At 38.8% G+C, this 21,545-nt stretch carries 19 protein-coding genes; 12 read left to right on the forward strand and 7 right to left on the reverse strand.

The window, feature by feature from the left end; all coding sequences use genetic code 11:
- The first annotated feature begins 69 nt into the window (after positions 1-69).
- From NV349_RS07510 to NV349_RS07540, 7 genes are all read left to right on the forward strand, one after another.
- Complete coding sequence (locus tag NV349_RS07510; protein WP_080717029.1) at positions 70-1,512, forward strand: spore germination protein; 1,443 nt, start codon at positions 70-72, stop codon at positions 1,510-1,512.
- Positions 1,513-1,833: 321 nt separating this feature from the next.
- The gene (locus NV349_RS07515) at positions 1,834-3,141 is read left to right on the forward strand and encodes an ATP-binding protein (RefSeq protein ID WP_036118547.1); all 1,308 of its coding nucleotides are present in this window, start codon (positions 1,834-1,836) and stop codon (positions 3,139-3,141) included.
- Between the two features lie 96 nt (positions 3,142-3,237).
- Positions 3,238-3,786 (forward strand): histidine phosphatase family protein, encoded by a 549-nt coding sequence (locus NV349_RS07520; protein ID WP_058845066.1) that lies wholly within the window; start codon positions 3,238-3,240, stop codon positions 3,784-3,786.
- A gap of 13 nt (positions 3,787-3,799) precedes the next feature.
- Positions 3,800-4,645 carry a GNAT family N-acetyltransferase gene (locus tag NV349_RS07525; protein WP_036118541.1) on the forward strand — a complete coding sequence of 282 codons (846 nt, stop codon included), beginning with the start codon at positions 3,800-3,802 and terminating at the stop codon, positions 4,643-4,645.
- 70 nt (positions 4,646-4,715) lie between these two features.
- On the forward strand, positions 4,716-4,940 hold the full coding sequence (locus tag NV349_RS07530; RefSeq protein ID WP_036118538.1) for a DUF2829 domain-containing protein: 225 nt from the start codon (positions 4,716-4,718) through the stop codon (positions 4,938-4,940).
- Between the two features lie 54 nt (positions 4,941-4,994).
- On the forward strand, positions 4,995-5,750 hold the full coding sequence (locus NV349_RS07535) for a 3-oxoacyl-ACP reductase (RefSeq protein ID WP_271912830.1): 756 nt from the start codon (positions 4,995-4,997) through the stop codon (positions 5,748-5,750).
- Between the two features lie 150 nt (positions 5,751-5,900).
- A complete protein-coding gene (locus tag NV349_RS07540; protein WP_058845069.1) occupies positions 5,901-6,410 on the forward strand; it encodes a QueT transporter family protein in 510 nt (169 codons plus the stop codon).
- Between the two features lie 543 nt (positions 6,411-6,953).
- Here the strand turns inward: NV349_RS07540 and NV349_RS07545 are convergent.
- The 3 genes from NV349_RS07545 to NV349_RS07555 form a co-directional block, all read right to left on the reverse strand.
- A complete protein-coding gene (locus NV349_RS07545; protein WP_442916425.1) occupies positions 6,954-10,064 on the reverse strand; it encodes a copper amine oxidase N-terminal domain-containing protein in 3,111 nt (1,036 codons plus the stop codon).
- Positions 10,065-10,479: 415 nt separating this feature from the next.
- Entirely contained in the window at positions 10,480-11,823 is a 1,344-nt protein-coding gene (locus NV349_RS07550; protein ID WP_271912832.1) for a TldD/PmbA family protein, read from the reverse strand.
- Positions 11,824-11,826: 3 nt separating this feature from the next.
- The gene (locus NV349_RS07555; protein WP_249646046.1) at positions 11,827-13,215 is read right to left on the reverse strand and encodes a TldD/PmbA family protein; all 1,389 of its coding nucleotides are present in this window, start codon (positions 13,213-13,215) and stop codon (positions 11,827-11,829) included.
- Between the two features lie 177 nt (positions 13,216-13,392).
- On the opposite strand from NV349_RS07555, the gene NV349_RS07560 reads away from it, so the two are divergent.
- The 4 genes from NV349_RS07560 (at position 13,393) to NV349_RS07575 (ending at position 17,419) form a co-directional block, all read left to right on the forward strand.
- On the forward strand, positions 13,393-13,617 hold the full coding sequence (locus NV349_RS07560) for a transcriptional regulator SplA domain-containing protein (RefSeq protein ID WP_036118524.1): 225 nt from the start codon (positions 13,393-13,395) through the stop codon (positions 13,615-13,617).
- A gap of 12 nt (positions 13,618-13,629) precedes the next feature.
- On the forward strand, positions 13,630-14,658 hold the full coding sequence (gene splB, locus NV349_RS07565) for a spore photoproduct lyase (RefSeq protein WP_271912833.1): 1,029 nt from the start codon (positions 13,630-13,632) through the stop codon (positions 14,656-14,658).
- A gap of 495 nt (positions 14,659-15,153) precedes the next feature.
- Complete coding sequence (locus NV349_RS07570; protein ID WP_036118518.1) at positions 15,154-16,089, forward strand: arginine deiminase family protein; 936 nt, start codon at positions 15,154-15,156, stop codon at positions 16,087-16,089.
- Positions 16,090-16,105: 16 nt separating this feature from the next.
- Positions 16,106-17,419, forward strand: a complete 1,314-nt coding sequence (locus NV349_RS07575; RefSeq protein WP_036118515.1) for an amino acid permease — start codon at positions 16,106-16,108, stop codon at positions 17,417-17,419.
- Here NV349_RS07575 and NV349_RS07580 read toward each other — a convergent pair.
- Positions 17,366-18,172 carry a YqcI/YcgG family protein gene (locus NV349_RS07580; protein WP_089933212.1) on the reverse strand — a complete coding sequence of 269 codons (807 nt, stop codon included), beginning with the start codon at positions 18,170-18,172 and terminating at the stop codon, positions 17,366-17,368. The genes NV349_RS07575 and NV349_RS07580 overlap by 54 nt on opposite strands.
- A gap of 446 nt (positions 18,173-18,618) precedes the next feature.
- The gene (locus NV349_RS07585) at positions 18,619-19,056 is read right to left on the reverse strand and encodes a MarR family winged helix-turn-helix transcriptional regulator (RefSeq protein ID WP_036118507.1); all 438 of its coding nucleotides are present in this window, start codon (positions 19,054-19,056) and stop codon (positions 18,619-18,621) included.
- 120 nt (positions 19,057-19,176) lie between these two features.
- On the opposite strand from NV349_RS07585, the gene NV349_RS07590 reads away from it, so the two are divergent.
- Positions 19,177-19,764: an NAD(P)H-dependent oxidoreductase gene (locus NV349_RS07590; protein WP_036118504.1), complete on the forward strand. Its 588-nt coding sequence runs from the start codon at positions 19,177-19,179 to the stop codon at positions 19,762-19,764.
- Positions 19,765-19,790: 26 nt separating this feature from the next.
- On the opposite strand, the gene NV349_RS07595 is transcribed toward NV349_RS07590, so the two are convergent.
- Both NV349_RS07595 and NV349_RS07600 read right to left on the reverse strand, forming a co-directional pair.
- Positions 19,791-20,864: a sensor histidine kinase gene (locus NV349_RS07595; RefSeq protein ID WP_271912836.1), complete on the reverse strand. Its 1,074-nt coding sequence runs from the start codon at positions 20,862-20,864 to the stop codon at positions 19,791-19,793.
- Complete coding sequence (locus NV349_RS07600; protein WP_036118499.1) at positions 20,861-21,538, reverse strand: response regulator transcription factor; 678 nt, start codon at positions 21,536-21,538, stop codon at positions 20,861-20,863. The genes NV349_RS07595 and NV349_RS07600 overlap by 4 nt, the downstream gene beginning before the upstream one ends.
- Positions 21,539-21,545 lie beyond the last annotated feature (7 nt).

The following is a 21,545-nucleotide window of genomic DNA, read 5'->3' on the forward strand; positions in this document are numbered from 1 at the left end:
AAGGTAATCGTTTTTCATAAATGTACTAATCTGGAGCTGGCTCAGTAGGAGATGAGAAGTATTTCATCAATGGAACAAATGATCAATTTGAAAATGTTGAAATCACTATTTCAACGCTCTGCTGATGTGATTTTTCAACAATATAAATTTCAGCAATATACAGTACATTTGATAACTTGTGATGCAATGATCAACGAACAAATACTTCAGACGGTAGTTGTTCAGCGAGTCCAATCCTTATTAAGTGATGTCGCTGATGACATGTTAGAGGAACAAATCGACCAGCATTTACACATTCCCTATTTACAAAAGGTTTTAACGCAAGAGGATGCCATAACAAGAGTCTATAAAGGGCATGTATTATTGTATTTTGAAGAAAATCAATTACTATTTTCTAGTGATATTTCTAAAAAACCGAATCGAGAGCCCGGAGAAACATCGCTAGAATTAGTGGTCAAAGGGCCAAGAGATGACTTTATAGAAGATGTTTTTATTAATATTGCTTTATTAAGAAAGCGTTTGCCCACTAATTCTTTTAGTGTAGAAACATTAGAAATTGGGAGACGTTCCAAAACCACTGTAGCGGTACTCTATATGGATGACATTGTGAATTTAAATATGCTAGAACAAATCCGTCTACAATTACAAAAGATTGATACGGATATTGTTGTCAATGGTGATTTATTGATGGAAGCAATTGAACAAACAGCCAAAGTACTGCCCAGGCATGATTATACCGGGAGACCGGATTTTGCTATGCAGGCATTAATTAGGGGAAGAATACTAATAATGATTGATGGTGTTTCCTACGCATTGATCACACCTACGAATATAATGTTGCTCTTTAAATCGGGTGAGGATAATGATTTTCCTGTCATTGTCAGTTCAATGGAAAGATTGCTTCGTATTGTTGGGATATTAATTAGTATGCTAACACCAGGCTTTTGGCTTGCGCTGACGACGTATCATCAAGAACAACTTCCTTTTCTTCTTCTAGCAACAGTTGTTGAGTCGAGAACGGGACTGCCATTCCCAACGATTCTTGAAATACTAATGATGCTATTTATGTTTGAATTGTTTCGTGAAGCCAACTTACGTCTTCCGAGTGCAATTAGTGGATCAATTAGTGTTGTGGGAGGTTTAATTATCGGAGATGCAGCGATAAAAGCTGGCGTTACGAGCCCTTCAATGATTGTTGTCATTGCAATTTCGAGTATTGCGGCTTTTACATTGGTTAACCAATCATTTGTAACAGCCATGAGTATTTTTCGACTAATCATTATTATAGCCTCTGCCTTTTTTGGATTATTTGGTTTTTTTATTGCAGTATTTTTCATCATCTTATACGCAGCGAATATGCGTGTGCTAGGTGTACCCTATTTAAATTTTAGTGCACATTTGAAGAAGGAAAATCTAAAAAAATCATTATTAAGACTTTCATCAAAGGGCTACAGTAGACGACCTTCCTTTTTAAAGCCACAGGATCGAACACGTACTTCGAATAAAAAATAAACAAATTTCATTGAAGATCAGGTATTGTAGTAGGTACCTGATCTTTTTGTGACTTTTGCTTTAGGAAGGTATTACATTAGCTTATAGGATAGGAAATGAGACATAAAATGTTATTAGTTACCTTTTTAGTTTACTTTCTTGTAAAGGATTATTAAACTATTGGTTACGGTGTGTAATTTTAGTAGAGTTCAAGTAAAATGGATTTTCTGTTTTCATTTCTGTAGGATAATCAAGAAATGTTCACTTTACAAACAAAAAATAGAGTTAATTATTATATAATGATATTCCAGAATATTTATAGGTGAGGAAGTCCCGTTTTATATGAAAAATCGAAAAATAAAACTAATATTAATTCTATCAACGCTTTTATTATGTTTGTTTACAAGTTTAAACATCATTACATCCTATGTGAAAATTAAAAAGACCGTTGAAGAGTCAATTGCCAATCAAAGCTTAGAGGCTGCCAACTCCATTGCTTCTTCTATTGATACAGCTGCTTATCAGCAGTTTTTGAAGAATCCACAGAAGAATGATTATTATTGGGAAGTAAGAAGCTATTTAAATGATGCCAGAGTAAAACTAGGTGCATTGTTTGTTTATACGTTGAAGGTGGATAATCCAGAAGTATCAAGTGCGATGATTATGGGGCTGCCAAATGAACTGAAAAAAGGCTTTGATATAGGAGAGGTTTGTACTGTCCCAGCAAAGCAAGTGGCAAAAGCCTACAAAGGTGAAACCTATGTTACAGAGGTGATTCATGATTCTGTACATGGTTCTTATTTATCGGTTGGTACACCTATCAAAGATGAGAATGGTAAAATTATTGGGTATCTAGGCATTGATATCAGCGCAGACACATTAAATGGCATTAAGGGAAAAGTCATTGAAGACAATTTATTTATTTTTATTTTTAATGGTGTATTTATTTTAATTGTCATTGGTTCTTTTTTATTTTTACAACGATGGTATCAAAAAGAGGTAGCGAAAGAAGTCGGCGCTACAGAGGACACATATCAAGCAGAAATTAAAACTTTGATTACTTCGGTATCATCATTACGTCATGATTTCACTAATCATATTCAAGTGTTACATGGTCTTTTACAATTAGAAAAAACAGAGCAAGCAAAACAATATTTGTCTTCACTATCTAAAGAAGTTCAAGCGATTAAGTCTTTAAAATTAAATATTGACCACCCAGGTCTGTCCATCTTATTACAAACGAAAAAATTAACCGCTCAAAATCATAATATTGATATGGACTTTACCATTTCTCAAAATGACTTTAATAAGATTAAAACGACAGATTTAATCAAGATTCTATCCAATTTAATTGATAATGCCATTGATGCTGCGGTTGAATTACCTGAAGGACAACGTAAAATTATGATTTGCTGTACAGCTGATGAAGTACAGTATGAATTTAAAATTACTAATACAGGGCCAAATATTGTGGATGCTGACCACATATTTAAGCAAGGGTTTTCAACGAAAAGGCATGAGCAGGGTCGCATAAGAGGACAAGGGTTATTTATTGTGAAAGAAATTGTCCATAAATACAATGGTCATATTTCAATCGACTCATCGAAACATTTAGAAACAACTGCTATTGTCCATATTCCCATTAAATAACTGAAAATAGCTTCCTACAAATTGTAGGGAGCTTTTTTCTATTTGTTAGACATACATTACAAAATAGAAAGTGTTATGATGAAGGGGATGAAAAAAATGGAAAAGGATCTCCTGACGTTATTGAGAAAGGGTGGGCTTCATTTATATGCAAGGCATGGAACGGCCACAGTTGGTGTAGATCAGGCATATGGCACGTTTCACAGTTGCCGCTATCAAAGAAACCTATCAGAGCATGGTCGTAGGGAGGCTGTTTACTATGGTCAAATGCTGCGTTATTGGCAAATTCCCATCCTTTCGCCCATTACAGCAAGTCCGTTCTGTCGAACAAAGGAAACGGCTCTACTTGCATTTCCAACTAACGGTGTACAAATTGACCCTTTTTTGTTTGAGATCTTCATGTTAGGTGGCAATCTTACCAGTGCTGAGCAAACTAGCATTTTAACGACACTGACATCCAAGCTGGAAATAAAACCATCACAAGGCATGAATAATGTAATGATTGGTCATAGCTTTCCGAGAGACGTGGGCCTTGGCATCCTTTCGAATATGGGGACGGTTGTCATCAAGCCTAAAGGTCCAGGGCGTGGGTATGATATCGTGAAAAAACTAACCTTAGAAGATTTAGCGACATTAGATTCCATTTGAGAAGAGGGAAAATATGAAGGTCAAAACAGTTGAACAATGCACATTAGAGGAAGTATTGAAAGCATGGAACAAAGGCTTCGAAGGCTATTTTGTGGATATCCATATGACGGCCGAAATGTTTTTACATCGACTGGCTGGGGAGGGGCTGTCTCCTAAACATTCCATTGTCATTTTTGACCAAGATGAACCGATTGCAGTTGTTATGAACGGTTTCCGTATCATAAATGGCAAGAAAACAGCTTGGAACGGTGGTACAGGTATTTCCCCAGCCTATCGTGGTAAAGGCGTCTCACGCTTATTAATGGAGGAAACCTTAGCTATCTATAAACGAGAACATGTAGAAATCGCTACGCTGGAGGCAATTAAAGAAAATCAGGTAGCTATTGCTTTGTATGAAAAATATGGCTATGAGGTTGCTTCTTCATTATTATTTTTAAGTGGCGAATATGGAGCGAACGTAGAGCCTACAGCCGCCATTCACGTTGCAACCATTCGCCCTGAGCAGCTAGCATATCTCTCTTTTTATCAGGAAGATGTTCCTTGGCAGTGTGGCTGGCAGAGTGTGAAGCAGGGGGAAGCCAAGGTTTTCTATAATGACAACAATGAAGCCCTAGGCTATATGCTATACAAAACCGTGTGGAATGACAGCGGTGAGATGGAGCGTATTCTACTCTATCAATTGGTGATCCTAGCAGAAAGTCATATAGATTTAATACCGCAATTTTTAGCCAGCGTCACAACACATAAAGTTCAGATAACGACAGTGAACTTTTTAGCAAGCAATCCAGCAACAAGCTATTTATTAAAGAATGGGCTTAAGGTGACAACAGAGCAGGTACAGATGACAAGGAGATTCTAGGCATGGTTGCCAACCTCCTAAAAATCCAGTATACTAATGCGATAAAGAATGGAAATAAAGGATGAATGAGATGACTTTTGAAGAAGTATTACCACGCTTAAAAGCAGGAGAAAAAGTAATTCGCAATGGCTGGGGTGGTGCTGAGCTATATGTGAAGCTGGTTGGTCAAAGCCAGCATGATGGTGAGACATTGAATCCTTATTTTTTAATTAACGTTCGTGGTGAGGGCTATACAATGTTCACACCTACAGTATGTGATCTATTAGCGGAAGATTGGATAATCGTAGAATCGTAATGAGTGAAGTCATCTCTTCTAGTGAGATGACTTCTTTCTGTAAGGAGACACAATATGAAGTTTGATGAATATAGAGAAAAGACGGTTTTTATTACGGGGGCCGCTTCAGGCATTGGACATGCTCAAGTTATTGCATTTTTAGAAAATGGAGCAACTGTTTTTGGATTGGATGTAGAGGAGCAGGGGTTAATACAGTTACAGCAGCAATATCCTGATCGTTTTGCCTATAAGGTTGGCTCTGTAAGTAGCCAACAAGATGTGGAGCAGTCGTACAAAGAAGCTATTTCACTATTTGGGCAAATTGATATTTTATGTAATACTGTTGGGATTTTAGATGGTTTTGCGAAAACTTTGGATACAGACGAAGCGCTGTGGGATAAAATTATGAACACGAATGTGAAGGGCACGTTTTTTGTGACGAACATGATTTTACCACATATGGTAGAACGTGGCACTGGTACAATCGTCAATATGGCGTCGATTGCTGGACTTGTTGCTGGTGGTGGTGGTGCAGCCTACACAGCTTCTAAGCATGCCATTGTCGGTTATACGAAGCAGCTAGACTTAGATTATTGTCGAGCGGGTATTCGTGCGAATGCGATTGCGCCTGGAGCCATCCAAACACCGATGAATAAGGCTGATTTTGAAGGGGACGGGGAAATGGCTAAATGGGTAGCTGAAGAAACGCCAGCAGGTCGATGGGCACAGCCTTATGAAGTGGCGAATTTGACTTTATTTTTAGCAAGCTCGGCTGCCGATTATATTCATGGGGCAGTGATGCCGATTGATGGTGGTTGGCTGACAAAATAGCATTGTTCAATTCGATATTCTTCTGCTATAATACGCAGGTAAGCAAAAACGGCTTGCACTACGGCACTTCAGATAGGGCGTGAAGCTCTCTTCCTTTGGTCGTAGTTATTACTAAAATAGCAACTAGCTATTTTACAAAGGAGAATAAAATTGAATACATCTATTGTAAAAGATTCTAGCCGTGTTTCTGTAAGTGAACTTACAAAAACGGCACTTGTTGCAGCCCTTTACGTCGCTGTAACGGTTTTGTTGTCAGTCATTAGCTTTGGCGCTGTTCAGCTACGTTTGTCAGAAATGTTTAATTATCTGGCACTGTACAATAAGCGCTATGTGGTAGCGGTGACGATTGGCGTCATACTTGCAAACTTCATGTCACCAACATGGATTTTAGATGTGCCAATCGGTGGAATTGCGACCTTTCTTGTCTTATTACTTTGTAGAAGCGTCACAAAACATATGACAAATGACATTGCAAAAATGGTTGTTACTGCTTTGATTTTTGCTGTCTCCATGTTTACGGTGGCTGGTCAATTAACTATCCTTTACGATCTACCATTTTGGGCGACCTGGTTCACAGTGGGCGTTGGGGAATTATTGTCTATGACTGTTGGTGGACTGACTATTTACTTATTAAATAAAAAAATTGATTTATCTAAATAAATTCGATGAATAAAAAAGACATTATCATCGTAAGGGTGAGAGTATCAAGTTTAGAATAACTCTAACACTTCGGCTGAGTTATCCGTTCAAACTACCGCTTTAGCTACTTAATATAGTATTTTTCACTGAATATCAAAAAAGCCTCTTTGCCCGGATTCTGTCTAGCATTTTTCAGAACAAAATCCGGGCTTTTATTTATTTCCTCACGGCCAATAGCCAGATAGCAACAAGGCATCCCAAATCGCAAACCAATAGCTAACTCCTTATAAGCCGATTTTAGGTCACTTCCAAGCTACTTATGCCAAACAACATATCCAACTGCTAGAGCACAATTGCCTTATTTCTATGATCCTTAAGAGGATAAGCGCATTTTACATATTACTAAATGTTTTTCACAACTACTTGATTGCTATCTATGCTTGTCAGACCAATCACTTGTGGGAGGGTCTAGAGACAATGTATTGCGCAGCACACAACAAGAAAGGACTCCCGATGATCCATAAAGAAGCATTGGGAGTCCCTACTATAAAGAAATTCTTTGTCCTATTGATTAATTGGAGTGTCTTGAGACGGCTCAACATTGATATTATCAGGTTTTGCCAGAAGCTGCACCGAATTAATAGACGAGTTTGATAGTATATAATTTCCATTTACCACAGCTAAAACCTTAGCAACGTATTCTGTGGAGGAAGTGAGTGGGTTACCAAATGCATCCAATTCTATGCTTAGATCTTGACTTACATTGGAGAGCCCATTTTGATAAATTCTAGTACTATTATCATTATTCATTGCATTACTTTCTTTGAAACCATCTGCTGCATCTTTAGGTAACATAAACACTCTATACTCCGTTACGTTTTGTCCGTTTTTGACATCGAAGCTAATTTTAATATCGGAATATTTATTTTTGTCCCCTTGAACACTCAGTTTCACATTCTCCACCGCTACAGGTGCTGAATGATCCACTAAAGTAATAGCAGAAGATGCGAACGATAAGTTATACATTGCCTTGGAATTTCCATTACCTATGGACAATATATACACGCGATATTCTTGGCCATTTGTTATAAGTTTTCCATCCGTATCTTTACTACCAGTTCCCAAACTCATACTATATTGGCCTTTATTTATATCTGTAAAATCAGTGACTTTAAGAGCTGCGTTCACATCAAAGCCATTTGCTTTTGATGCGGGTACGACAAGAATACGGTAATTACCTATATTGGATTCATCAGAAGGCTTCGAGAATGATATTTGTAAATCTCGACCATCTCCATAGTCCCCAATATCGCTTACATTAATATTACTTACCGCCTGAACAGCTTTACTTTTACTAAGTGTAATCACAGGCGAAGCAGAGGATAGGGCATAAGTATTCGGAGTATTTCCATTGGCTACAGTTAGTACATAGACACGATAGCTAGTTCCTTCCGTAATAAAATTACCGCGCACATCCCTAACTCCATCCAACGTTCTAGTTGCAGCTATATTCCCACCTTTGCTTTCTGTAATGTAATAATTGCTACTATTGGCTTGTGAAAGATTAAAGCTGCTGTAATAAGCTGTAGGTACGATTAGAATTCGATAATGATTGACATTTGCTTCATTAGAGGGCTTCGTGAACGTTACTTGCACATCACGCCCATCTCCATTATCAGCTATATCCGCCACATTCAGATTGGTTACAGCTTGCACATTAAAATTCTTATTTAGCGTAATCGTAGACGTCGGTGCAGATAGTGCATTGCTTCCTATTCCATTCGCTACAGTTAAAACATAGATACGGTAGCTAGTACCTTCTTTGATCGTATTACCGCGCACATCCCGAGTATTTTCAGCTAACGCCTGCTCATATGTGGACTTTCCAGATTTGTAGACAGTCGTGTAATTGTTGCTGGATACATTATTTGCTTCCGTCAGACTGAAGTTATTGTAATAAGCTGTAGGTACAACTAGAATCCGATAGTGACTAATAATTGACTCGTCTACAGCCTTATTGAAAGAAACAAAGAGGTCACGCCCGTTGCCATAATCACTTACATCGCTTGCATTGAGATTCGATACTGCACCCGCATTGCTGCTAAATAGCGTAATCGTATTGGAGGCTGAAGACAACACGTTATTCGCTGAGTTATTTGCTACAGCCATAACGAATACACGATAGCTAACTCCATTCTGAATGGGATAACCATCAGTATCTCTTGCCCCTGAAGAGAGCACCTGCGTAATATTGTAGCCTGTCTTGTTCACTTGTGTGTAATAAGTGTTAGATAAACTGTTCGCCTTCGTCAATGTAAAGTTCGAATAGTTGTTAGCTCTTACAACAAAAATTCGGTAAGCGTTGATAGTAGATTCATTGGACACATTATTGAAGCTAACTCTCAGGTCTCGACCATCCCCAAAGTCATTGACATCACTCACTTGTGTAATAATCGGAGTAGACATTGTATTTTGACTAAGTGTTACTGATGATGAGGCAGACGACAGTTTATTGCCTACTGAATTCGTATTACTTACAGACAGAACGACCGCTGTATAAGGTACGTTATTTCTAATGAACTCACCAGAGGTATCACGTGCTGAGGAAGACAAAGTTCCTACGCCGTTACTTCCCGATTTATTCACTGTTGTATAGTAGCTGCTTGATAAATTATTCGCAGTAGTAAGACTAAAATTGCTAGCATCCTTGGTTTTTACGATAAACACACGATAATTGGAAATATTGTTATCATTCTGCGGACGAGTGAAGCTAACTGAGACATCGCGTCCATCGCCAAAATCGTTAATATCGTTAATCTTTACATTTGTTACCTCTGTAACAGAAGACAAATTGGTTAAGGTCATCTTCGGAGAAGAAGTCGATAAAACGCTAGAATAAGAACCTTTCCCAACAGCAAGTATACGAACCACATAAGGCTGATCATTTCTAATGTAGTCTCCATCCACATCTCGTGAATTCTGCGATAAATTGATGGTACGGTTCGAACTTGAAGTAGTTACCACTGTATAATTAGAAGGGGAGACTTTCAAGGCAGATGCTAAATTAAAGCTTTTTGAAGCCTTCACAACCATAATGCGATAATGATCGACGTATGATTCTGTAGACGATCTGGAAAAGCTAACCTCCATGTCACGTCCATCTCCCTGATCATTAACATCGCGAACGGATACATGGCTCGCAGGAGCAATACTGATATTGCCTGGAATGTTTGGATTGCTTGGAGTGTCAGATTGAATCGTTACGGTCTGATTTACTGAGTTCCAGTCAACATCCTGACCAAGCGCTTCACTAACGAAGCGGACTGGTACCATTGTTCTGCCTCTTAAAATTTGTGCTGGTACATCAAGCGTAACTGACTTGCCATTAATAGTAGCTACCTTCGATTTCATCTTGAGCACTACTGTTGTATCTTCTTTATACCCTGTTACCGTTTGATTCTTTGAATCCCAATTTACACTGGCACCTAATGCCTCAAAGATTGCTCTAAGTGGCAGCATAACACGCCCTTGAATCATCGCTGGCGGTTGATCGGTCTTCAATTGAACCCCGTCCACAGTAATTGTGATGGCTTTTGCCGCTTGTGCGGTTGCCGGTTGCAGCAATAGCGGTACAATAAGCATTGCTGCGAAAAATAAAGTCCATATTTTTTTCATAAATTCCACCCTTCTTCATGCCATATGACTGACGCAGCATGACAATTAATTTAACGTATCAAAGGGCTAAAAGTTTCATCCTTTTACCTCGTAAAGAAAATTTAACCATTTTAGGCTATATCGATGCTATTTTCTGATTCACTTACCGTAACAAAGATTGAGAATTTTGAGGGGAGGTACCCAACTATTCGGTGCAGGAGGATCGGTTAATAACGAGGATTATACTTAGAGTCTTTACGAAACAAAGGAAGCAACTCCCTTGCCCATAGTCGTTTCCACTAAAGGTTGTGGATTCTATCATCAGTTTCATTTTGTCAACTGAATCAGAGGTGTTTGACGTGACTATAGATAAAAGAATTGCCAAGAAATATCATATACTATGGCTTGAACTATAGAAGTGTTTACTTTTTAGTTTTTATTCCACTGTCACTGAAAGTTCCTTGACAAGTAGCGAAGAGGAGCCATAGCCTTTTGGCAGGAAGTAAAGCTCAGAGCTAGTTTCTTTGATATCTTTTAAGAACTCGAAAAAATTTCCGGCTATTGTCATTTGCTTAACAGGGGAGGCAATTTTTCCATTTTGAATATGAAACCCTTTTGCAGCGACTGAAAAATCACCTGTAACCGTATTCGTACCAGAGTGAAGCCCAGATAATTCAGTAATAAATACCCCGTTACTAACCGAGTGAATTAACTCATCAAGAGATTTCTCGCCAGTTGAAATATATAAAATTTGGGGCGCAATCGTTAACGTTCCTTTGTAAGAATCTTTATGGGCATGCCCTGTTGTTTCACAGTTATCCTTTTTAGCTGTTTTCCTGTTATGCAAAAGTGTTTGGAGTGTACCCTCTAAAATAATTTCCTGCTCTTTTGTTGCAATACCTTCACCATCAAAGTTTGCTCCAGACAATGCGGCAGGATGGAATGGCGTACTCAGCAATGTAACTGCTTCTGATGCCACTTTTTGTCCGACTTTTCCTTTTAATAGAGATTGATCTTTTTGAGCATTTTCAGCTGATAGTATTGGCATAAAAGTGTCTAATAAAGAGGCTGATGCATCAGAGCGGAAAACGATTGGATATTTTCCACCTGGAATCGATTTTTCACCTAAATTGGCAAGGGCTTCCTCAGCTGCTTCTTTTGCAATATCATCAACATGAAGAGAATGGAAATCACGTGTCATTTTCAAATAACGGCCTGTTTTCATTTCTTCACCCTCCTTTACAACTGTGGAGAGGAAAATCACTAAGCCGTTCTCTTTATGTGATAAGTCAAGATTTTTACTATTTACTAATGAACGTTCAGCTGTATATTCTTGCAGTAAACAATAATCAAGAGCAATGATGCGTGAATCGTATGCACGAATCTTTTCTTCGATGGAACGAAGAAGCTCTATTTTTTCTGGAATTCCGATAGTCTCTAATTCTTCATTGTAATATTCATAAGATGGGTATTCAGAGCTACCATCAAAAATAGCTATGCCCTCATCCTCATCAAGTATGTTTGCATTTGCTTTGGCGCTATTGATTAAAAAGGAAATCGAATCATCGTCTAACTTTTCCGTATAGGAATAGCCCACTTTTCCGTTGTAAAGTCCTCGTAGACTTAGACCTCCGTCTTCAGATGTTTCGTAGCTATCAATCTCGCCCTTGTAGAGCGTGCATCCAATAGATTTATTTTGTTCATAATAAACCTCAGCTTCTATAAAGCCGGTTTCTAGCGCCTTGTCTAATAGTTTTTCTTGAAATTTAGCAATGTTCATCAATTATTCCCCCTTCGTTCCACCAACTGTTATTTCACTTACGCGTATCATTGGCTGACCTACATTGACAGGAAGGCTCCCGCTAAGTGAACCACACATACCTGCTCCATGGGCGAGATTATTACCTACTCGATCAACAAGCTGCAATGTTTTTGCGCCATTGCCTATGAGTGTCGCGCCACGTACAGGGCGTTCAATTTTTCCGTCTTTGATGATATAGGCCTCCATTACCGCAAAATTATAATCGCCAGTAGCAGGGGAAACTTGTCCACCTCCCATATATTTTGCATATATACCATACTCTGTCGATGAGATAATATCGGCTGGTGTCGATGTGCCTGGTGCGATATACGTATTTGTCATCCGCGATGTAGGATTAAATCGATAGGATTGTCGACGAGAAGAGCCTGTGGGCTGAGCATTCATGCGTCGAGCATTAAATTTATCGATTAAGTAGCCCTTTAAAATACCATTTTCAATTAAAACATTCTTCCTTGTTTTTTCTCCTTCATCATCAATATTTAGAGAGCCCCACTCGTTCGGTAGTGTGCCATCATCGATATATGTAACAATTTCAGGAGCGACTCTTTCACCGATACGATTGGCGAAGACCGAATTGTTTTTGGCAACAGCAGTTGCTTCTAAGCCATGTCCACAAGCCTCATGGAAAATGACACCACCAAATTCATTATCAATAATGACAGGGAATTTACCGCTTGGACATTCATCTGCGTGAAGCATTGTGACAGCGATACGTGCAGCTTCTCCTGCATAATGGTTAAGGTCTAGCTTTTCAATAAATTCAAAGCCTGCATGTGCACCTGGGCCATAGAATCCTGTTTGTACTTCAGTCCCTTCTGTAGCCGTCGCTTGCATACTAAGTCTACTGTGAACTCGCGTATCCTCTACAAATTTACCCTCTGAATTTGCGATCAGGACGTTTTGTTGCTCATCAAGATATCGAACTTTTACTTGGTGAATCCGAGGATCATAATGTCTTGCAATAGCGTCTGCTTGTCGCATGACCGCTGTTTTTCTTGTGTGCTCCACTGTATGAGGCATGTGGAGAATTTGATGAATAGGCGTGATGATTTCTTTGTGAAGAGGGTGAATGGTACCCGATCCACCACCTTTGATAGCTAGGGCTGCACGTTCTGCTGCTGCTAGTAAACCTTCCTCAGAAAAATCATTGGTGTAAGTATAGATGCTTTGAAGTCCTGAAAAAATACGGATGCCGATTCCAAAATCACGCCCAGAAATACTTTGTTCAATCTTGCCACTTTGTAAGACAAAGTCATTTACATATTTATCTTCAATAAAAATTTCAGAAAAATCCCCACCAGTTGCTAGCGCGGCTTCAAGTACATTTTCAATAATGGATTGTTTAATCATATATCTTCCTCCTTTTCTTGATTGTACCAAATAGTTAAAAAATTCTGTATTATATTATTTTCTCAGATTTGAAGTTATGGTCACATAAAATTATGTATAGTACTTAAAAAATTTTTTTATGACATATTTCTCTAACCATTTCACCACACTAACGGAAAGAAAGAGGAAGGTGAAGAAATGCAACAACCATATAATGTCGGTGATATCGTTTATATTTTTTATCGGAATCCTCATATTCAGGATGTAGCGAATATACAGGAAGCCGCAGTAGTTTATCATCCAGAGCAACCAGAGGAGCTGGCTCTATTTTTATTTGAAACATATTATCCAATTTCAAATGATATGTTAATTTTTTCAAGCGAGATGGCGGCTGAGCAAGCCTATCATCAGTATTTTCATTGAGGGAGGGCTACTATGATCAAACCGTTTATCCCTCAGCTTGTCTATTTTGAGCCTGATGCGCTCCAGTATCCATTAGGTCAGGAGCTAAAAGAAAAATTTGAACAAAAGGGGATTGAAATTCGCTATACGACTTCGCACAATCAAGTGAGAAATCTTCCTGGCGACAATGATTTTCAAAAGTATCGAGTAGCGAAATCGACATTAGTAGTAGGTATTCGAAAAACGTTAAAGTTTGATACATCTAAGCCCTCAGCAGAGTATGCGATTCCGTTTGCAACAGGCTGCATGGGGCATTGTCATTATTGTTATTTACAAACAACAATGGGCAGCAAACCTTATATTCGTACGTATGTGAATGTTGATGAAATTTTAGAGCAAGCAGATCTTTATATGGCAGAACGAGCTCCTGATATCACACGCTTTGAGGCATCCTGTACTTCAGATATTGTAGGGATTGATCATTTAACACATACGTTGAAGCGCGCTATTGAACATTTTGGACAAAGTGAGTTAGGCCAATTACGATTTGTGACGAAGTTCCATCATGTGGATCACCTATTGGATGCCAAACATAATGGTAAAACGAGGTTCCGCTTTAGCGTCAATGCCGATTATGTCATTAAACATTTTGAGCCAGGAACATCACCATTAGTGAAGCGTATAGAGGCTGCGGGGAAAGTGGCAAGGGCTGGATATCCGCTTGGATTTATTGTTGCCCCAATCTATCTTCATGAGGGCTGGCAGGAGGGCTACTATGAGATGTTTGAGCGTTTGGATGCGGAATTGCCAAAGGATGTACGTGACGACATCACATTTGAGTTTATTCAACATCGTTTTACAAAGCCTGCCAAACGCGTAATTGAAAAAAATTATCCCATGACGAAGCTAGAACTTGACGAAACAGTGAGAAGGTATAAATGGGGGAAATATGGGATTGGTAAATATATTTATCAAAAAGAAGAAGAGGAAGATATAAAGGAACACTTGTATGGCTATATGCAAAAATTTTTCCCTCAAGCAAAATTAGAATATTTCACATGACAATAAGAGGGAACAATGTGTTCTCTCTAACTTATTATTTGTGTATGTTAAATCATCTGATAAATCCAATAATGAAAAAATACCACATTGTCTCTGATTCACGGTAATTAATGACTAAATCATCTGTAGTATTCTTGTAAACTAAACGGCAGTTACAGAGTAAAGTTCATCGCCATTAGATAGTAATCAGGTCCAGAAAAAATTAAGATTAACTGTAAATCTGTGCTGGCTAGTCCTGTTTCTTCTGGTCTCTCTCCTTTGTTAAGCTATCCACTAATTCCATCAAGTCACCTGGAAGCCCCAACCACCATTATATCTCTCTTGCCATAACACTACGTTTTCACTATTTAACATGATGATAACGGAACTAAGTAAAAAAGATTGGTTGATGCCCTCTATATTTATTTAGAAAATCCTTCTTATTTATTGTGTTTGTATAATCTAAATGTCAATGGTAACGCTAACAGAGATTGAATAAGAAGGGGAGAGTACTGGATGGATTCATTTCAAGTAAATTGTTGGTCTGAATATGACGAACTGAAGGTTGTGATGCTTTGTGCACCTTCGATAGTAGATGTAACAGATAGCACAATAGCGGAGCAGGTTGGATGGAGTGATACAGTCAACCATAATAAGGCGATGGACAATTTCCTAGCACTCAAAACAATTTTAGAAAACGCTGGAGTAAAGGTTCTAGATTATGCAAATGAGCTAGCCCATGAGCAGCAATTGTTAAGTGAACAGCTTATAAATCGTTATTTTGTGCGTGATCTTGCCTGTGTCATTGGTAATCGACTTTTACCTGGAAGGGCTGGGAGCTCATTAAGGAGACCAGAATATCCTCTAGCCCATGCCCTTTTAGAGAAATGGTTTCCTCAACAATTTACGGCACAGTCGCAAGCACTTCATTCATTTGAGTGTGGTGATCTGTTGATTTTAAACAAGGATGCTGTGCTCATTAATCTCGGAATGAGAACGACATTAGAGGCCATCGACAAGATAAAAGAAAGCATTTTTCAAGAGGGATTTTCGGAAATTGCCGTTATTGATTTACCGAAAAGTAATGACACACTGCATTTAGATATGAATTGTAATGTTGTGAACGTTAATTTGGTCATCGCTAAAAGCTTTGTGCGCCTTTTTCCTGTACAGGTATTGACAGCACAAAGCAGCCGTTTCGACATGATTGAGCCATTTTTAAAGCGTCATGGTTTTGATGTTTACTGGCGTGACACCTATAAGACAATACCAGATATTAATTTCATCAACCTTAATCCAGAAACACTATTGATTAGCAAGCAGGCGACGAAACAACAATTCTTGGCGCATCCACTTCTAAAGAAAAAGAACGTGCTTGAAGTCGACGTCACAGAGCTTGAAAAGGGTGGCGGTGGCATTCGTTGTATGACATTGCCATTGGTAAGAACGTAACGAAGGACTGATAAACATGACTTCTACTTCAAATAAAGGAAGGTTGTCTTGGTGGCAACTTTCGCTTCTCGGTATCGGTTGTACACTGGGAACAGGCTTTTTTCTTGGGACAAGTATGGCCATCCATAAAAGTGGACCGGCTGTACTCATTCCTTTTTTGTTAGCAGCTATATGTACGTATATTGTGTATGAGGCACTTGTCAAAATGTCTGTGGAAAACCCTGATAAAGGCTCCTTCCGTACTTATGCCAAGCAGGCTTTTGGGCGATGGGCAGGATTTAGTAATGGCTGGGTGTACTTAATTTCCGAGCTATTAATCATGGGTAGCCAGCTGATGGCACTCGGTATATTTACGAAGTTTTGGTTCCCAGCGTTGCCACTCTGGGTTGCTGCATCGATTTATGCTGTCCTTGGCTTAGTCGTCATTCTTACTGGCATGAAGGGCTTTGAAAACTTTCAAAATATTTTCGGGGCATTAAAAGCCGCTGCGATTGTCATGTTTATTATCGTAGCGATCATCATCATCATAAGAGCTACACAATCAGCTCCAATTGAATCATTACAGTCAAATTATGAAGGATTTTTCTCACAAGGAATCAAAGGAATTTGGCTTGGCCTGCTCTATGCATTTTATGCCTATGGTGGAATTGAGGTGATGGGTTTAATGGTCATCGATTTAAAAAATCCAAAAGAGGCGCCAAAAGCAGGGAGAATTATGCTCATTGTCATTACTATTATTTTTATCATGGCTATTGCGCTTGCGTTGGCACTTGTTTCCTGGAAAGACTTTTCGATAGATGAAAGTCCTTTTATTACAGCGCTTCAAGGTTATCATATCCCTTTTGTGGCAGATATTTTTAACGGTGTTTTAATCATTGCTGGTTTTTCAACCATGGTTGCTTCGCTTTACGCGGTCATAACCATTCTCACTACACTTGCCGAGGATCATGATGCGCCTGCCATCTTAGCAAAAAAGGGGAAGATGAAAATTCCTTTTCCTGCCTTTTTATTTTTAACAAGTGGCTTAGTAATTACGATTGTCATTGGTTTTTTGATGCCAGAAAAAATCTTTGAATATTTGATAACGGCAGCAGGTTTAATGTTGATCTATAATTGGCTCTTTATTTTAATAACATATAGAAAGCTAATGGAGCTATCGAGGTGGGAGCAAATTAAGAACAGTCTTGGCATGTTGCTTATTGCTGTAACCGTGTCTGGTACTTTAGGCGAAAAAACGAGCAGACTCGGTTTTTGCGTGAGCCTGCTCTTTATTGTCCTAATCGGTGTGGCGACCTGGATCGTTGTGAAAAGGCAAAAAAACATTGCGTAATGTCCTATTTTCCTGTGACATCCGTAAAAAAGGGCATTCGGATGGACTATGATTGTCATCACTTAAAAAATATTGCTTCCATTCATAGCTATCCTCTTGACCATACCATTTTAAATCTGGATGCCCTGGAATCTCGTCATATTCTGCGATGCGCTGGCGGATAAGTTTTTTGATTTTTCGTCCAAATGCAGTAGCGTCGTTTATATCGTCAAATATCCAACGTGGCTGAATAGCCATTAGCAAAGTAGAAAAGTGACGACTCTTCCGCAATTGATGAGCTGGTGTTGCACAAGAAATAAAATAGGGTTCTCCATTAAAGCAAAACTCCCATTCATGATGGTCTGGATTTGTCGGTATTGCCTCAGGCCAATCCAACTCATCCATATTGGTTAAATTGTTTAAAATGGACCAAAATAATTGCTGGTAATCCGCCACCTTATAGCTATCAAGCATATCATGAGGGGTATGAAAGAACACCGTGAGCGTTGTATATTTTCCAAAAGATCTTGCTGTGTTCCCATATTCCTTTAAGCATTCAGCTAACATCTGAATCGATTGCTCCTCCCGTGGATCCCCTATAAAGCTATAGCGTAAATGGTTCGATAAAAACCCCATTCTGGCTGGTACACAAGGAAACGTATTCCCTTCATCGGCAATTGTGGCAGCAAAGTCAGTATAGGCTGACTGTTGCCACAACGGCAATGTCTCCAAATGTTCCTCAATCCACTTCCGATCAAACACGACTACTTCCACTGGAAACTCCTCCTTTTACTCACATTTATTCTATTAAAGAAAAAGCAAATGGGTTACGACTCTGTGCAGTGTGCAAGGATGTTCTTTTTAAGGAGATTTTTAAAGATTTAAGGTAAATCATCAATAATCAATTTTTAGTTAAGGGATTGCTTTGATTAAGGAAATAGCTAAAAAACATCGTTTTTTGCAGAGGTTTGGGCTGTTGCGAGCGCTTCGGGCAAAGGAAAGAACGATTTTGAAGCAAAAGAGAGCACTTCGAGCAAAGATATGAGTGGAATTGAGCCAAAAGAGAGCGCCTCGAGTAAAGGGATGAGCGGTGTTGAGTCCAGGGTGAGCGCTTTGAGTCAAAGAATGGGCAGTATGAGCCAAGAGAGCGCTTAAATCAACGTTAAGAGCGACTCTAACCTCAGAAAGAGTGATTCAAGCCGCTAACACACAATCGAGGCTTAGTCTTTTTGTTGAAAGACCTTTTGCTCAAGGATGGTTAGGGCATGCTGGATGTCCTTTAAATCATCCGATGTGGCATGCTGAATAAGCGCTAAAAAGCGTTCCTCAATACAGGCGAATGCCTCTGCCATCATTTTTTCACCTTCGGGTGACAGGCGTACATATTGCTTTCTTCGATCCTCCGTGTCGCTAAATTTTTCAATTAATTGGCGTTCTTGTAGTTTTCGTAATTCACGGCTTGTATTCGGTAAGGACATGTGCTGACATTCACTGATTTCGGTTGGTGTGACAGGTTGGCTTACTTTAATATATTCAAGAATTTTATAGTGAAGCGGTGTGATATTAGCTGTGGTTACATTTTGTGTGAGATCATGTGTCACTTGATGGATCGTGGCTGTGAATGATACAAACTGATGAAATAAAGTACTTTTATTCAATGGGATCACCTCTACTGACAAGATAACAAATAACTTGTCCTAAAACAATTATCATTTGACAACTAAAAAGGAATGGTTTATTATTTTGTTATCAAATGATAAGTAATTGGAGGGCACATGATGAAAACGTTAATTATTTATACATATCCAAATCATAAAAGTTTAAATTATGCTTTTTTACAGGAAGTATTAAAAGGTTGTCAAGAGAATCCTGCCATCGAAGAAATACAGATACTAGATTTATATGAAGAGGAATTTGATCCACGTTTAATTTTCCATGAGCATAAACGACGTCGTGATATGTATCAGGATCCGAAATTGGAAAAATATCGACAACAGCTTTCCTGGGCGGATCAGCTTGTATTTGTTTATCCGATCTGGTGGGGAAGACCGCCAGCAATGTTGTTGGGTTATATTGATCAATTGTTTGCAGCTAACTTTGCTTATCGGGATACAAAGGGGTTATTTCCAGAGGGACTTTTAAAAGGGAAGTCGGTTGTTTGTGTGTCGACGATGAAGGGACCAACCAATTATCCGTTTTTATGGTTGAATAATGCGCATAAAATTTTAATGAAGAGAGCATTGTTTAAGTTTGTTGGGATGAAAAAAGTAAAGTTTTTTGAGTTTGGAAATATGGAAAGTAAAAAGGGGAAACAGCAGCAAAAATTGGATAAAGTATATCACTATTTTAGAAAAGTTGCTTACTAGTTAAAAATAACTCGTGCAGACCGCTTTTAGTCGTTTGCACGAGCTGATGTACTATCGGTGGGCACTGTAACCAAAAAGCTTGTAAATTCAGCGAGCTTGCTCTCCACAGCAATAGTTCCATGGTGCATATCAATAATTTTTTTGACAATGGCTAATCCTAAGCCACTGCCACCATTAGCCGATGTTCGTGATTGATCAGCCTTATAAAACCTTTCAAAAATATGCATTTGTTGTTCTTCTGTTAGACCAATGCCAGAATCTTGAATAATGACAGTGATCGAATCTAATTGCTTCTTCATAGACAATGTGATGGTCCCTTTAGCAGGTGTAAATTTAATGCTATTCGTTAGCAAATTCATCCAGACTTGATTCATTAAATCCTCATCTGCTGTGATGCTTATATTGTCAAGATGGAGGTCAAAGTCAAGCTGTTTGGCTAGCCAATTCGGTTCAAGAGCTAGGACAACAGTGCGTAATTGTTTATCAAGCCGATAATTTTTAGGTTCAAAGGGATGGTGATGTGATTCTAAGGATGTTAGTTTGAGTAAATTATCACTGATTTTTGATAAACGATTACTTTCCAATTCAATAATGTCTAAATAATGCTGACGCTTTTCTTCGGGCAAATTAATATTTTTAAGTGCCTTCGCAAAGCCATTAATAGACGTTAAAGGTGACTGAATTTCATGAGAGACATTTGAAATGAACTCTTGACGCATTCTTTCAAGTTCACCTAATTCAACGGCCATATGATTGATGCCATGGATTAATTGCCCAAATTGGTCTTTTTCATCTGCTTTCAAGTCTAACTGGACATCAAAATCACCTTTTGCCATGCGACTTAATGCATCAACGATTTTATCCCAGTAGTTACGTTGTCGGTTCAGTCCAATTAAAAAGATAATTGCTGCAGAACAGGCAAAGAGTACAAATACACCAATTACCGTGCCTAATTGTAGCCAGAAACCATGGGGCTCTGTCCCTAATCGAGCATACAGCCAAGTGGTTGCGTGATAGGCAATAAAAGCAAATACAGTATTGGCAATAAGGAACAGGCAAAAGACCATTGCCAATCTTACAAGGAATCTTCGTTTTCTCATGACATTAATTCCAAACGATAGCCAAGACCACGAATAGTGCGAATGACAAAGCCACTCAGCTCTTGTGGGAAACGCTCGCGTATTCTTTTAATATGAACATCGACTGTTCGCTCATCTCCCTCATAGTCATAGCCCCATATTTCTTCAATTAATTGTTCTCTTGAAAAGGTTTTACCAACATAGCTGGCTAGGGTAAATAAAAGCTCGAACTCCTTTAAGCGAAGTAGAATAGTCTGTCCATTCATATCTACTTCATGTGTATGGCGATTGAGTTTGACGTTACCTGCTTCGACAACCTGAGAGAGAGAAATGCGATATCTTTTTAAAATCGATTTTACACGCACGATTAGCTCGGCTGGCTCGAATGGCTTCACGAGATAATCATCTGTCCCTAAATGAAAGCCTTTGACCTTTTGAGAAGTTTCGCCCTTCGCTGTCAGCATCAGGATAGGGAGGTCTGTATCAAATGAACGTATTTCCTCACATAATGCCCAGCCATCCATATTGGGCATCATAATATCCATTATGACCATATCCACTTTTTCAGTGGCTAATTGGGACAGTGCATCCACACCGTCCATAGCCTCAATCACCTCTAAGCCTTCATTTTGTAGAAAGACTTTTACTAATTCTCGAATATGTGCATCATCATCCACCACTAATAGTTTTGTCATCTCAACA

The organism is Lysinibacillus sp. OF-1, from assembly GCF_028356935.1.
GTDB classification, from domain to species: Bacteria; Bacillota; Bacilli; order Bacillales_A; family Planococcaceae; genus Lysinibacillus; species Lysinibacillus fusiformis_D.

Bases quoted from the DNA above. Each gene is read 5' to 3' on its own strand.
- NV349_RS07510 (WP_080717029.1), top strand. From the start codon at position 70: ATGGAACAAATGATCAATTTGAAAATGTTGAAATCACTATTTCAACGC.
- NV349_RS07515 (WP_036118547.1), top strand. From the start codon at position 1,834: ATGAAAAATCGAAAAATAAAACTAATATTAATTCTATCAACGCTTTTA.
- NV349_RS07520 (WP_058845066.1), top strand. From the start codon at position 3,238: ATGGAAAAGGATCTCCTGACGTTATTGAGAAAGGGTGGGCTTCATTTA.
- NV349_RS07525 (WP_036118541.1), top strand. From the start codon at position 3,800: ATGAAGGTCAAAACAGTTGAACAATGCACATTAGAGGAAGTATTGAAA.
- NV349_RS07530 (WP_036118538.1), top strand. From the start codon at position 4,716: ATGACTTTTGAAGAAGTATTACCACGCTTAAAAGCAGGAGAAAAAGTA.
- NV349_RS07535 (WP_271912830.1), top strand. From the start codon at position 4,995: ATGAAGTTTGATGAATATAGAGAAAAGACGGTTTTTATTACGGGGGCC.
- NV349_RS07545 (WP_442916425.1), bottom strand. From the start codon at position 10,064: ATGAAAAAAATATGGACTTTATTTTTCGCAGCAATGCTTATTGTACCG.
- NV349_RS07550 (WP_271912832.1), bottom strand. From the start codon at position 11,823: ATGAACATTGCTAAATTTCAAGAAAAACTATTAGACAAGGCGCTAGAA.
- NV349_RS07555 (WP_249646046.1), bottom strand. From the start codon at position 13,215: ATGATTAAACAATCCATTATTGAAAATGTACTTGAAGCCGCGCTAGCA.
- NV349_RS07560 (WP_036118524.1), top strand. From the start codon at position 13,393: ATGCAACAACCATATAATGTCGGTGATATCGTTTATATTTTTTATCGG.
- splB (WP_271912833.1), top strand. From the start codon at position 13,630: ATGATCAAACCGTTTATCCCTCAGCTTGTCTATTTTGAGCCTGATGCG.
- NV349_RS07570 (WP_036118518.1), top strand. From the start codon at position 15,154: ATGGATTCATTTCAAGTAAATTGTTGGTCTGAATATGACGAACTGAAG.
- NV349_RS07575 (WP_036118515.1), top strand. From the start codon at position 16,106: ATGACTTCTACTTCAAATAAAGGAAGGTTGTCTTGGTGGCAACTTTCG.
- NV349_RS07590 (WP_036118504.1), top strand. From the start codon at position 19,177: ATGAAAACGTTAATTATTTATACATATCCAAATCATAAAAGTTTAAAT.
- NV349_RS07595 (WP_271912836.1), bottom strand. From the start codon at position 20,864: ATGAGAAAACGAAGATTCCTTGTAAGATTGGCAATGGTCTTTTGCCTG.
- NV349_RS07600 (WP_036118499.1), bottom strand. From the start codon at position 21,538: ATGACAAAACTATTAGTGGTGGATGATGATGCACATATTCGAGAATTA.